The 11,891-nt window shown below is 70.3% G+C and carries 12 protein-coding genes; 5 read left to right on the top strand and 7 right to left on the bottom strand.

What is annotated here, in order from left to right:
* The first annotated feature begins 21 nt into the window (after window positions 1-21).
* Window positions 22-1,026, top strand: a complete 1,005-nt coding sequence (locus IFU40_RS12790) for a DUF1731 domain-containing protein (protein WP_191926573.1) — start codon at window positions 22-24, stop codon at window positions 1,024-1,026.
* Window positions 1,027-1,139: 113 nt separating this feature from the next.
* On the opposite strand, the gene IFU40_RS12785 is transcribed toward IFU40_RS12790, so the two are convergent.
* Window positions 1,140-1,298: a hypothetical protein gene (locus tag IFU40_RS12785; protein ID WP_181015936.1), complete on the bottom strand. Its 159-nt coding sequence runs from the start codon at window positions 1,296-1,298 to the stop codon at window positions 1,140-1,142.
* A 184-nt stretch (window positions 1,299-1,482) separates the two neighbouring features.
* Here IFU40_RS12785 and IFU40_RS12780 point away from each other — a divergent pair, with 184 nt between their 5' ends.
* Complete coding sequence (locus tag IFU40_RS12780) at window positions 1,483-1,743, top strand: hypothetical protein (protein WP_055938500.1); 261 nt, start codon at window positions 1,483-1,485, stop codon at window positions 1,741-1,743.
* 32 nt (window positions 1,744-1,775) lie between these two features.
* Here the strand turns inward: IFU40_RS12780 and IFU40_RS12775 are convergent, their stop codons facing one another.
* Window positions 1,776-2,705 carry a helix-turn-helix transcriptional regulator gene (locus IFU40_RS12775; protein WP_191915982.1) on the bottom strand — a complete coding sequence of 310 codons (930 nt, stop codon included), beginning with the start codon at window positions 2,703-2,705 and terminating at the stop codon, window positions 1,776-1,778.
* 43 nt (window positions 2,706-2,748) lie between these two features.
* Here IFU40_RS12775 and IFU40_RS12770 point away from each other — a divergent pair, with 43 nt between their 5' ends.
* Window positions 2,749-3,258 carry a GNAT family N-acetyltransferase gene (locus IFU40_RS12770; RefSeq protein ID WP_055939404.1) on the top strand — a complete coding sequence of 170 codons (510 nt, stop codon included), beginning with the start codon at window positions 2,749-2,751 and terminating at the stop codon, window positions 3,256-3,258.
* A gap of 153 nt (window positions 3,259-3,411) precedes the next feature.
* On the opposite strand, the gene IFU40_RS12765 is transcribed toward IFU40_RS12770, so the two are convergent.
* Together IFU40_RS12765 and IFU40_RS12760 are read right to left on the bottom strand one after the other, a co-directional pair.
* On the bottom strand, window positions 3,412-4,305 hold the full coding sequence (locus tag IFU40_RS12765) for an SDR family oxidoreductase (RefSeq protein ID WP_055938506.1): 894 nt from the start codon (window positions 4,303-4,305) through the stop codon (window positions 3,412-3,414).
* 53 nt (window positions 4,306-4,358) lie between these two features.
* A complete protein-coding gene (locus tag IFU40_RS12760) occupies window positions 4,359-6,167 on the bottom strand; it encodes a glycoside hydrolase family 15 protein (protein WP_191926571.1) in 1,809 nt (602 codons plus the stop codon).
* 179 nt (window positions 6,168-6,346) lie between these two features.
* Here IFU40_RS12760 and IFU40_RS12755 point away from each other — a divergent pair, with 179 nt between their 5' ends.
* Complete coding sequence (locus tag IFU40_RS12755; RefSeq protein WP_055938511.1) at window positions 6,347-6,898, top strand: Dps family protein; 552 nt, start codon at window positions 6,347-6,349, stop codon at window positions 6,896-6,898.
* Window positions 6,899-6,969: 71 nt separating this feature from the next.
* On the opposite strand, the gene IFU40_RS12750 is transcribed toward IFU40_RS12755, so the two are convergent.
* Complete coding sequence (locus IFU40_RS12750) at window positions 6,970-7,323, bottom strand: hypothetical protein (RefSeq protein ID WP_191926570.1); 354 nt, start codon at window positions 7,321-7,323, stop codon at window positions 6,970-6,972.
* 215 nt (window positions 7,324-7,538) lie between these two features.
* Between IFU40_RS12750 and IFU40_RS12745 the strand changes: the two genes are divergently transcribed.
* Window positions 7,539-8,456 (top strand): hypothetical protein, encoded by a 918-nt coding sequence (locus tag IFU40_RS12745; protein ID WP_191926569.1) that lies wholly within the window; start codon window positions 7,539-7,541, stop codon window positions 8,454-8,456.
* Here the strand turns inward: IFU40_RS12745 and IFU40_RS12740 are convergent.
* Window positions 8,446-11,034, bottom strand: a complete 2,589-nt coding sequence (locus tag IFU40_RS12740; protein ID WP_191926568.1) for a DUF3516 domain-containing protein — start codon at window positions 11,032-11,034, stop codon at window positions 8,446-8,448. The two genes, IFU40_RS12745 and IFU40_RS12740, sit on opposite strands and share 11 nt — an antisense overlap.
* A gap of 26 nt (window positions 11,035-11,060) precedes the next feature.
* Window positions 11,061-11,828 carry a hypothetical protein gene (locus tag IFU40_RS12735; protein ID WP_191926567.1) on the bottom strand — a complete coding sequence of 256 codons (768 nt, stop codon included), beginning with the start codon at window positions 11,826-11,828 and terminating at the stop codon, window positions 11,061-11,063.
* Window positions 11,829-11,891 lie beyond the last annotated feature (63 nt).

Genomic DNA, 11,891 nt, shown 5'->3' with positions numbered 1-11,891 from the left:
CACCCGACCCAGGAGGATGCCGTGCCCCGACCCCGCGCCGTGATCGCCGGAGCGAGCGGATTCGTCGGCGGAGCGCTGGTCGCCGCGTTCCGAGACGACGGCTACGACGTCGACACGATCGGCCGCACCGGCACCGCGACCTGGGCCGATCCGGCCGCCGTGGCGCAGGTCGTCGACGGCGCCGACGTCCTGGTGAACCTGGCGGGCAAGATCGTGTCGTGCCGGTACACCGACGCGAACCGTGACGAGATCCTGCGCTCTCGCGTCGACACCACCCGTGCCCTGCACTCCGCCGTCGCGCACGCGGCCCACCCGCCCGCGGTGTGGATGAACGCCTCGACCGCGACGATCTACCGCCACGCCACCGAGCACGGCAACGACGAAGTCGACGGCGAGATCGGCCAGGGGTTCTCGGTCGATGTGGCCACGAGCTGGGAACGCGCGTTCTTCGAGGGAGAACTGCCCCGCACGCGCCGGGTGGCGTTGCGCATGGCGATCGTGCTCGGAGACGGTCCGGCGACCCGCATGCTGTTCGCCCTCGCCCGACTCGGGCTGGGCGGCCCGCAGATCGACAGCTGGTGGTTCCCCCACCGCCGGTACCGCGGGATCGGCGCGCGCCCCACGGGGCGCCTGTGGTCGAGCTGGCACCGCACCTCGGGCCACCAGCGCTTCAGCTGGATCCACATCGATGACGTCGTGGCATCCGTGCGATTCCTGCGCGACCGCGACGACATCGTCGGTCCGGTCAACCTGGCCGCGCCCGCCGTGAGCGACAACCGCACCCTCATGCGAGAGCTCCGGCGCATCGCGCGGGCGCCGATCGGCCTGCCCGCGTTCCGGTGGATGCTCGATCCGGCGATGGCGCTGCTGCGCAACGAGCCCGAACTCGTGCTGAAGAGCCGGTGGGCGGTGCCCCGCGTGCTGACCGAGGCGGGCTACGTCTTCCGCCACCCCGAGCTGGCCCCGGCGCTCGAGGCCGTGGCGGCCCTGCGCCCCCCGCGCGGTCGCGACCTGTTCTCGGCCTGAGCCGGCCTCACGCGAAAGGCCGCCCCGGCCGCGTGACGCACGTCGGTGCGGCACACGGGGGACGGCCTCTGATCGCTCCGACCTCGGTCGGATCCGGGGGTGGGGACGAACGGTCAGACCTGGCGACGGATGAACCGCATGAGCGCGGCGATCACACCGATGATCAGGATGATCACGCCGATCCAGAGCAGGAACTTCACGGCCTCGACGAAGATGCCGAGGAAGAGAAGCACGAGACCGACGATGACGAGGATGATGGCGAGAGCGGGCATGGTCCCACTCTGCCGGGTCGACGCCCCCTCGTCTGCGCCCTTGACACCGTGCGGGCGGCACCGCACGGGTGGCGCCGCACGGGTGGCGCCGTGCGGGCTGCGCGGCGGAAGCCGTGTCAAGACCGCTGCGCCCCCGGCATCCGCGGACTAGCGTCGCTGTCATCACGACCCCCAGGAGGCGGACATGACTGAGCGCGACGTCAACGGACACGGCACCGGACCCGAAGAAGGCGAGTACACCGACGTGCAGCTGCCCGGCGGAGACGACGACCGCGGGAGCGCCGACGCGCCCGGCGAGTACGTCGACCGCGAGAACGCCGACGGGAGCGAGTCGCGCCCCCGCACCGACGAGGCCGGCGCCTACACCGACGTCGAGCTGCCGAGCGGCGACGAGGCGCACGAAGACCTCGACAACCCCGGCGAGTACACCGACCGCGACCGCTGAGCGACCAGGGTCCCTCGGTCAGCACCCGGCGATCATCGCTCGAGCGTGCGCTGCGGTGCGACGCGATACACCTCGACGTACGACCGCACGAAGGCGTCCGGATCGGCGAAACCCCATCGGGCGGCGACCTCCCCGACCGACGCACATCCCGCGTCGGCGTCGAGGAGGTCGGCGTGAGCCGCGCTCAGACGCGCCGCAGACAGGTACTCCTCGGGAGAGGATGCCAGTTGCCCGTTGGCGGCGAATGCGCGACGCAGACCGGTGGCAGACGTGCCGACGGCACGCGCCGCGTCGTCGACCGTCACCGGCAACGACGCGTGATCGTCGATCCACGACGTCGCGGCGGTGTAGATCGTCGCCTGCTCGAGGGCCGATGCCCGCCGCTCGCGCGCGTCGCCCACGAGCGGGAACGCCTCGAGCGTCGCCGCGGCGAGGGCGCGTCGCACGTGCGCCCGCACGAGAGGCTCCGCCAGCAGGGGGACCTGCGTCAGCGACCACCGCAGCGTCGCGAGCCAGTACTCGCCCAGGCGCCGCGACACCGGTCCCGTGCCGGCGAACCGGGCCACGAGGGTCTCGTCGCCGTAGATCGTGCGGGCCGTCTCGCTCAGCCACTCGGCGTCGAAGGCAACGAGCTGCACCGTCGTGTCGATCGGTCGCCCGATGAGTTCGCGACCGGGCTGCACGATGCCGGGCTCCACGCTGTAGTCGCCGGATTCGGAGCCGATGGTCCACGAGAACCCGGGATTCGAGGTGGCGAAGTAGAACCGATCCGCCTCGTAGACGATCTCGGCCCGGCAGTCCCAGGTCAGGTGCCGCAGGGCGAACGCCGCGTCACCGACCGCGTGCTCCGCGATCGAGGCCCTCTCGGCGAGCACGTCGACCCGCCCGTACTGCTCTTGCAGCCAGGCCTGCGTGTCGGCCACGTCATCGGTGCGGACGCGCGAGTCGAAGAAATCGTTCATAGGCGAGGACGGCGAACCGCTGGAAAACGGACCGCTCATGCCCATGATAGTTAACCCCCCTCACCCCGACTCACCAGGAGAGACACCCGTGGCCGACTCGCCCGCTGTGCGCCCCATCCATCCCGACGACGCCGGAGAGGTGCTCACGATCCAGCGCGCCGCCTTCGCGAGCGAAGCGCTCATCTACGGCGATCCCGACATGCCTCCGCTCACGCAGACCCTGCCCGAGCTCGAAGCCGAGCTGGTCGAGAACCTCGGCTGCGTCGCCGTCGACGGGCACCGGATCGTCGGCGCCGTCCGCGCGCGCCGTGACGGGGAACTGCTGCTCATCGGGCGCCTCGCGATCGCCCCCGATCAGCAGGGCGCTGGTCTCGGAACGTTGCTGCTGGGAGCGGTCGAGCAGCGCGGACGCGAAGCCGGCGCCACCGAGGCGGAGCTCTTCACCGGCGGTCTGAGCGAAGCCAACCAGCGTCTGTACGAGCGCGAGGGGTATCACCGCACCGAGACCACCGCCGACGGCGAGATCTTCTACCGCAAGCCGCTCACCGCCTGAGCAGGACGCCACCCCCCCTGTTGAGTGTCCACGACACGCCGCAGTGCCGACCTCGAACGCGGCGTGTGTCGGACACTCAACAGGGGGGTGGCGCACCGCAGACGAAGGGGCCGCCGCCCGGTCCCGGACGACGGCCCCTTCTGCGCATCACGCTTACGGCGTCGGCATACCGCCGTTGACGTTGAGCGTCTCGCCGATGACGTAGCTCGACTCCGCCGAGGCGAGGTACACGTACGCGGGGGCGAGCTCGGCGGGCTGACCCATGCGTCCGAGCGGGGTCTCCTCGCCGAACTCGTCGACCTTCTCGTTCGGCTGACCGTCGGTCACCTGCAGCGGCGTCCAGATCGGGCCGGGCGCCACGGCGTTCACGCGGATGCCCTTGGGGGCGAGCTGCTGACCGAGGGCCTTGGTGAAGGTGTTGATCGTCGACTTGGTCGAGGCGTAGTCGACGAGGATCGGCGCGGGCGAGTACGCCTGGATCGACGTGGTGTTGATGATGGCCGAACCCGCGGGCAGGTGCGGGATGGCCTCCTTGCAGATCCAGAACATCGCGTAGACGTTGGTCTTGAACGTGTCGTCGAACTGCTCGTCGTCCAGCGTCGTCAGGTCTTCGTTGAAGATCTGCTTGCCGCCGTTGTTGACGACGATGTCGAGGCCGCCGAGGCCCTCGACCGCTTCCTCGACCAGCGTGCGGGCGTACTCGCGCTCGCGCAGGTCGCCGGGGATCTGCACGACGGTCGCGCCGGCCTCACGAAGGATTCCGGCGATGCGGTCGGCATCCACCTTCTCCTCCGGCAGGTACGACATCGCCACCGAGGCTCCCTCGCGGGCGAACGCGATCGCGGTGGCCGCGCCGATCCCCGAGTCGGCTCCGGTGATCAGCGCCTTGCGGCCCTTCAGCCGCTCGCTGCCGACGTAGGTGTCCTCGCCGAGCGCGGCCTTCGGGGTCAGCTCGGCATCGAGGCCGGGCTCGGGCTGGTCCTGCGCCTGGGGCTCGATGTCGGCGTAGAGCTTCGTGGGATCGGTGAACGTGTACTGCGTGCTCATGGCGAGTCCTTTCATGGGGGATGGATGCCGAGACGAGACGTCGCGGCAGAGGATCAGCGGCCGGAGAGCTCGGCGGCATCCACGAGTTCGCGGATGACGAGCGCGGCGTTGATGAGGGCCAGGTGACTGAGCGCCTGCGGGAGGTTGCCCCAGAACGCCCCGTCCGATTCGGCGATCATCTCGGAGTAGATGCCGACGTCGTTCCCCTGGGCGACGAGAGCGTCCATCGCCTCGACCGCCTCGTCGTGGCGGCCGACGCAGGCGAGCGCCGTGGCCCGCCAGAAGGCGCAGGCGACGAACGTCTGCTCCTCCTGGTCCATGCCGGTGTACCGGTAGACGAGGTGGTTCTCCGTCGTGAGGCGTTCGGTGATGGCATCCAGGGTCTTCGACATGCGCTCGCCCCGGTCGAAGCCGGTGGGGGCGTGCAGCAGCACCGACGCGTCGAGGTCGGAGCTTCCGGGGGCGAGCGTGTAGGCCTCGAGCTCCTCCGACCAGCAGTGCTCTTCGACCCAGCGGTGAATGCGGTCGCGCTCCGCGCGCCACCGGTCGGCGTTGTCGGGGATGTGTCCGCCGGCCGCGAGCCACTGGGCGTCGTCGAGGGCCTTCCAGCAGCCCATCTTCGACGAGGTGTAGTGACGCAGCTCCGGGAGCTCCCACATGCCCGAGTCCTCGCGGCGCCACAGGTCGCACGTGCGGTCGGCGACGTCGGCGAGCAGGCGTCCGGTCTGGATGTCGAGACGGTTCCCCGCCTCGACGTAGGTGCGGCACAGGGCGATCAGGTCGCCGTAGACGCCGAGCTGCAGCTGCCCCTGCGCGGGGTTCCCGGTCACGACCGGTTGGTTGCCGTTCCAGCCAGGCACGTCGTGCTTCTCGAGCCCGATCTCGGCCTCGCCGTCGAGGGTGTACATCACCTGCACCTCGGGACCGTTCTTGCGGATCGTGCGCAGCAGCCACGAGATGGCCGCGTGCGTCTCCTCGCGCAGACCGAAACCCACCCAGGCGTGCGCCGTGTAGGCGAGATCGCGCACCCAGGCGTAGCGGTAGTCCCAGTTCTTGCCCCCGCGGGGGTTCTCGGGGAGCGACGTCGTCGCCGCCGCCGCGATCGCCCCGGTGGGGCTGAACAACAGCAGCTTCAGCGCGAGGGCGCTGCGCTGCACGTCTTCGGCCCAGGGTCCCTCGTACGAGAACTCGTCGGACCACGTCGTCCACCCGTCGACGGTGCGGTCGATGCCGCGGTCGACGTTCTTCGCGTCGGGGATGCGCAGCGGCTCCCCCTCGGTCGCGGCGATCACGAGCAGATGGCGCGAGCCCTTCGACGTCGTGAACGCGCCGTCGATGCTCTCGTTGCCGGCATCCGGGTCGCCATGCAGACCGTGCTCATGGCCGACAACGGCGAGCGAGACGTGTCCGATGCGCATGATCGAGAAGCCGTCGATGCGTTCGGTCCACGGGGCGGCGGAGCGCAGCATGGTGCCGGGCTGTACGCACCAGGCGAACTCGACCTCGCCCTTCACCCCGTCGACGCGCCGCGCGAGCTCGGCCCACGGGAGGCGTCCGGCGATGCCCGTGACCATGGCGTCGGTCACGGTGGCCACCCCCGACGCGGTCGTGAAGGTCGTCTCGAGCACGTTCGTGTGCGGCAGGTAACGCCGGGTGACCTCGTACTCCTCCACCGGAGCGAGTTCGATGCACCCGCCGGCCGATTCGTCGACGAGTCGCGCGAACACGGGGCGCGAGTGGATGTTCGGAAGCGGCAGCCAGTCCACCGATCCGTCGAGACCGATCAGAGCGACCGTCCGACCGTCGCCGATCGCGGCGTAGTCGCGGAGGGGGCGAGACGGAGCAGGGGGTGTGTAAGGCACGTCTCCACGCTAAGAACGGCGCGGTGGGGCAAGGCCGGGGTTGTCCATTCCGAGGGGAGCGGCTACGGCGCCGACCCCCGCGTCGGCAGCTACCCCGCTGTGCGGAGGCTCGCAACCCCCGCCGCGCCCGCCGACGAAGCGCCTAACGTCGCTACCGACCGCGAGTGAAAGGAAGGCGCATGTCCGCCACCCAGGAGACCACCAAGAACCGCCGTCGCCCCGCCCGCGGCGGCAACGGCCCCGAAACCACCGAAGAGCAGAACGCCGAGAGCGGCTTCCAGGCCTCGGAGGAGCTCACCGACAACCTTCAGCGCGTGCTCATCGACCTGATCGAGCTGTCGATCCAGGGCAAGCAGGCGCACTGGAACGTCGTCGGCAAGAACTTCCGCGACACCCACCTGCAGCTCGACGAGATCATCGACGCGGCCCGCGAGTTCAGCGACACCGTCGCCGAGCGCATGCGTGCCCTGCACGCTCTTCCCGACGGCCGCAGCGACACCATCGCCGAGACCACGACCCTCCCCGAGTTCCCCCAGGGCGAGGTCGACACCTCGGAGGTCGTCGACCTGATCACGGAGCGCCTCGACGCCACCGTCGGCACCGTCCGCGAGGTGCACGACGACGTCGACGACGAAGACCCCACGAGCGCCGACATCCTGCACTCGATCCTCGAGCGCCTCGAGCAGCTGTCGTGGATGGTCAGCGCGGAGAACCGCGTCGCCCGGAGCTGAACGACGACGTACACACCGGATGCCGAGGCCTCGTCGGGGCCTCGGCATCCGGCGTTTTTGCGTGTGGGCGTTCAGCCGCGGGCGATCAGGAACGGCGAGTGCGGCCCCTTGAGACGCGACACGGAGGCCTTGATCTCGGCGATGTTGCCGTCGATCGAGCGCAGACGCGCGTCGACCCGGTGTTCTCGCGCGTCGATCAGCACCATGCGTTCGTCGAAGCGGGCGTCAGCCCTCTCCATCCGTGTCTCGGCGCGCTCCATGCGCGATTCGATGCGGCCCAAGCGCTGGTCCACCTGAGCGAAATTCTGTTCGGTGCGCCACTCGACGCGGTCCAGCATCCACTTCATCCCGCTGAGGATCGCGGCGGCGAAGGTCAGGAAGAAGGCCCCGACGGCGATGAGGGCTTGAGCCGCGTCGAGGTTCACGGTGGTCCTTCCGGGGTGTGCGTGTCGACAGGGTACCCGCGTGCGCACGGCCGTCGACAGCCTCGATCGGTGATCGGTGGAGAAGTTCACCCGCCCCGGGCCGGGGGAGAATCCGTGGGAGCTGCAACGACTCGATGACGCGCACGACAGAGGTCCCCGCCCCCTCTCCGATAGCGTCGGAGCGTCCGGCGGATCGCCGGGGGACGGGGACCCTGATGACGACCGATCCGACACTCGACGTTCCCCCGCGACGGAGGGTCGCGTGGTTCCTGCTCTTCGGGGCGCTCGGCGCGGTCGTGGGGCTGCTCCCCTGGCTGACGAGCGGACCGTTCCTGCCGCTGCAGAACCTGGAGGACACCGACGACGTGTCGCGGCTGGGGCCGTTCGTGCTGCTGCCGTACAGCCAGTACGAGATCACGACGATCATCGTGCTGCTGGTGGTCGGCGGAGCCGCTGCCGGCATCATCGCTCGCGCGCAGCGCTCGCGTCCGGGGATTCTGCGCGGGCTCGCGACGGTCGGTGGGCTCGCGCTCGTCCAGCTCGTCGCGATCGTCCAGACCGCGCTCGCGACGTGGAATGTGCTCCAGGAGCGCTTCGAGTCGATCGTGTACCTGGTGCTGCTCACCGCGGTGGCCGTGCTCGCGTTCGTGGTCTCGCTGTTCGTGGCGTCATCGGTGTCGACGGCTCCCCGCGCGGGTGCGGGGGTCGCCCTCTCGATCGGCGCGCTGGCGACGGGCATGTGGGTCGGCGCGTGGATGACGTTGCCCTTCGGCGCCGAGGCGCCCTTCTCGGCCGTCCTGCCCCTGACCTTCTTCCTCGGCCCGGTGCTCGTGGGGGCGGCCATCGCGTGGACGGGCGTCGACACGGTGGGGCGGGTGGTGGCCGGGGTGGTCGGGCTCGCGCTCGTCTGGGTGGTCCCACCCCTCGCGACGGCTCTCGCCTCGGCCGCCGGCACCCGGGTGCTCGCCTCCGACCTCCCCGAAATGGCCGACTACGGCGTGAACGTCTTCGTCTCGGCCCTCACCCAACCCGAACTGGACCTGCGCGCGATCGGGGTGACGATCGCCGTCGCGGTCGTTGGCCTCGTCCTGCGCCGGATGATGGCGCGCCGACGCACCGCCGCTACAGCCTGAGAACCTCGGTGACCCGCACGATCGCCGTGCCCTCTTCCTCCGAGGCCGCGAGGTCGACCTCGGCGCGGATGCGCCAGTCGTGGTCGCCCGCGGGGTCGTCGATCGTCTGCTCGACGCGCCACACGCCGTCGGAGGCCCCCGACTCGTCGATCTCGACGAGCGCCGAGGAGCGCGCCGCTCCCCCGGTGCCGATCGAGTCGTGCTCGTCGAAGTAGCGGTCGAGCACGGTGGGCCAGTCGATGTCGGGGTCGAGTTCGACGAGCTCGTCGTCGCGTTGGAGCGCGGCGAGCTGCACGCGACGGAACATCTCGTTGCGCACCAGCACGACGAACGCCCGCCGGTTGGTGAGGATCGACGGCGGCGCCGGCGGCACGACCGGCGCATCGGGGTCGGCGGCGGGGTTGATGAGCTGCTCCCACTCGTCGACCAGGCTCGAGTCGACCTGACGGACGAGCTCGCCGAGCCAGGCGATCAGATCGAGCAGGTCGGGCGTCTGCGCGTCGACCGGCACGGTCTGACGGATCGCTCGATAGGCGTCGCTGAGGTAGCGCAGCACCAGCCCCTCGCTGCGGGCCAGCTGGTACAGCGAGACGTACTCGCCGAACGAGCACGCCCGCTCGAACATGTCGCGCACGACCGACTTCGGCGACAGCTCGAAGTCACGGATCCAGGGCTGGCTCGACGCGAACACCTCGTACGCCTGCGCGAGCAGCTCGTCGAGCGGCTTGGGCCAGGTGATCTCCTCGAGCAGCTCCATGCGCTCGTCGTACTCGATGCCCTCGCGCTTCATCGCGGCCACCGCTTCGCCGCGCGCGCGGAACTGCTGCTGCGACAGGATCGGACGCGGGTCGTCGAGGGTCGCCTCGATGACGCTGACGACGTCGAGCGCGTAGTGGCCGGTGCCCACGCTGTCGCTGGCAGCCGTGGCATCCGGTCCCCGTCCGAGCTCGACCTCGGGGTCGAGCATCTCGATCGCGGCGAGCGCGAAGGGCGACAGAGGCTGGTTGAGCGCGAAGTTCGCCTGCAGCTCGACCGTGAGCCGGATGCGCGAGTCGCCGGAAATCGTCGCTTCGGAGCCGTCTGAAGCGACGAAATCCGGCGACTCGCGCGGGATGACCTCGGCCACACCCGCCTGCACCAGCGTGCGGAAGATCGCCAGGGCCCGGCGGGCGAGCTCGTACTGGCGGGCGCGGGGCTCGTGGTTGTCGAACACCAGCGAGCGCACGTTGGCGAACACGTCGCCGCCGCGCGCGATGACGTTGATGAGCATCGCGGCGCTGAGCTTCATCTGCGGCTGCAGCGGCTCGGGCTCGGCGACCACCAGGCGGTCGTAGCTCTGCTCGGTCCAGTTCACGAAGCCCTGCGGCGCCTTCTTGCGCACGATCTTCTTCTGCTTCTTCAGGTCGTCGCCGGCCTTGAGGATCTGCGCGGCGTTCTCGATCTCGTGGTCGGGCGCCATGATCACGACCGTGCCCGCGGTGTCGTACCCGGCGCGGCCCGCGCGGCCCGAGATCTGGTGGAACTCTCGAGCGGTCAGCTGGCGCATGCGCTGACCGTCGTACTTGGTGAGCGCCGTCATCATGACGGTGCGGATCGGCACGTTGATGCCGACGCCGAGGGTGTCGGTGCCGCAGATGACGCGCAGCAGCCCCCGCTGCGCGAGCGTCTCGACCAGGCGGCGGTAACGCGGCAGCATGCCGGCGTGGTGCACGCCGATGCCGGCGCGGACATAGCGCGACAGGGTCTTGCCGAAGCCGGTGGTGAAGCGGAACCCGCCGATCGCCTCGGCGATCTCGTCGCGCTGCTCGCGCCCGATGATGCGGATCGACGACAGCGCCTGCGCCCGCTCCATCGCGGCCGCCTGCGAGAAGTGCACGATATAGATGGGCGCCTGCTTCGTGTCGAGCAGCTCTTGCACCGTCTCGTGCACGGGTGTGCGCGCGTACTCGAAGTGCAGCGGCACCGGACGCTCGACGCCGGTCACCCGGGCGGTGGGCCGGCCGGTACGTCGCGAGAGGTCTTCGGCGATCTCGGTGACGTCGCCGAGGGTCGCCGACATGAGGATGAACTGCGCCCGCGGAAGCAGCAGCAGCGGCACCTGCCAGGCCCAGCCGCGATCGGCCTCGCCGTAGTAGTGGAACTCGTCCATCACGACCTGGTCGACGTTCGCGTCGGCGCCCTGGCGCAGCGCCAGGTTCGCGAGGATCTCGGCCGTGCAGCAGATGATCGGCGCATCGGCATTGACCGACGAGTCGCCCGTGACCATGCCGACGTTCTCGGCCCCGAAGATGTCGACCAGCGCGAAGAACTTCTCGCTCACGAGCGCCTTGATCGGCGCCGTGTAATAGGTGCGGCCGCCCCGGGCGAGGGATGCCGCGTGAGCGGCGACCGCGACCAGGGATTTGCCCGTGCCGGTCGGGGTCGACAGGATCACGTTCGCACCCGACACGATCTCCATGACCGCTTCGTCTTGCGCGGGGTACAGCGTCAGGCCGCGCGCGACCGCCCAGTCGACGAAGCCCAGGTAGACGGCATCCGGGTCGGCACCGACGGGCACGAGTTCGAGGAGGGGGGTCACTCCCCCACCCTCTCATCCGTGGGGCGTCAGCCCGCGTCGGAGAAGACTCCGACGTCGTCGCCGTCGAGCACGAACTGCACCGCCGTGCCCACCGGATAACGGGCGCGGAACTGCTCGGGGAACGTGGAGTTCACGATGAACTCCGCCGTCGCCGGGAAGAGCCCCGCCGCACAGCCCCCGAACCGCACGCCCGCGTTCGAGCGGAGAGCGCCGCCGGAGTCTGCCACATCGGCGGTGTCGGAGATGAGCAGACAGTCGGCCCGATTGCCCTCGGAGTCGATCTGCGTCGGCCCCGCGAACGCCGTCAGCCCGTAGTAGTCCTCGAAGCCCCGCGACTGCTCGGGATCGAACCCGAGGTAGCCGACCGCCGCGGGATCGAGGTCGGGTGCGGGCGTCAGCGCGTCGGTCTGCGCGATGCCCGGCGTGCGCTCGACGGTCGTGAACGACATGCCGACGGCGGTGAGCGCGCTGGCCGCCACCACGACGGCCGCGACGCCGACGGCGGCCACCCACACCCGCCGCCGCGTGCGCAGGAGCGGGGGCCGAGGTGTCTGGTCGATGTCGGCAGAGTCGAGGTCGTCGAGCCCTGCGGATGCCGCGACGCCCGTCCGTTCCACCTCGGCACCGCCCTCGACGACGGCGTCGGACGGGAGCGTCGTCTGCTGTCGCGTCCGGTCGAGCTCCTCGAGTTCGCGCAGACGCGCGACGGCCACGGGATCGTCGGCGATGTCGGCCCCCGGACCGTACGCCCGCGCCCGCAGACGTCGCAGCTCGTCCTGCACCTCGTCGTCCATGCCTGAATGCTTCCACACCCGCAGCGCACCGAGGCCACCCCTTGATACATGCGAGGGAATAGA

Source organism: Microbacterium sp. CFBP 13617 (assembly GCF_014839445.1).
Classification (GTDB): Bacteria; Actinomycetota; Actinomycetes; order Actinomycetales; family Microbacteriaceae; genus Microbacterium.
The sequence above is the reverse complement of the archived record's forward strand: the minus strand, read 5'-3'. Positions and strand labels throughout refer to the sequence as shown.

Bases quoted from the DNA above. Each gene is read 5' to 3' on its own strand.
- IFU40_RS12785 (WP_181015936.1), bottom strand. From the start codon at position 1,298: ATGCCCGCTCTCGCCATCATCCTCGTCATCGTCGGTCTCGTGCTTCTC.
- IFU40_RS12775 (WP_191915982.1), bottom strand. From the start codon at position 2,705: ATGAACGATTTCTTCGACTCGCGCGTCCGCACCGATGACGTGGCCGAC.
- IFU40_RS12765 (WP_055938506.1), bottom strand. From the start codon at position 4,305: ATGAGCACGCAGTACACGTTCACCGATCCCACGAAGCTCTACGCCGAC.
- IFU40_RS12755 (WP_055938511.1), top strand. From the start codon at position 6,347: ATGTCCGCCACCCAGGAGACCACCAAGAACCGCCGTCGCCCCGCCCGC.
- IFU40_RS12770 (WP_055939404.1), top strand. From the start codon at position 2,749: ATGATAGTTAACCCCCCTCACCCCGACTCACCAGGAGAGACACCCGTG.
- IFU40_RS12735 (WP_191926567.1), bottom strand. From the start codon at position 11,828: ATGGACGACGAGGTGCAGGACGAGCTGCGACGTCTGCGGGCGCGGGCG.
- IFU40_RS12745 (WP_191926569.1), top strand. From the start codon at position 7,539: ATGACGACCGATCCGACACTCGACGTTCCCCCGCGACGGAGGGTCGCG.
- IFU40_RS12780 (WP_055938500.1), top strand. From the start codon at position 1,483: ATGACTGAGCGCGACGTCAACGGACACGGCACCGGACCCGAAGAAGGC.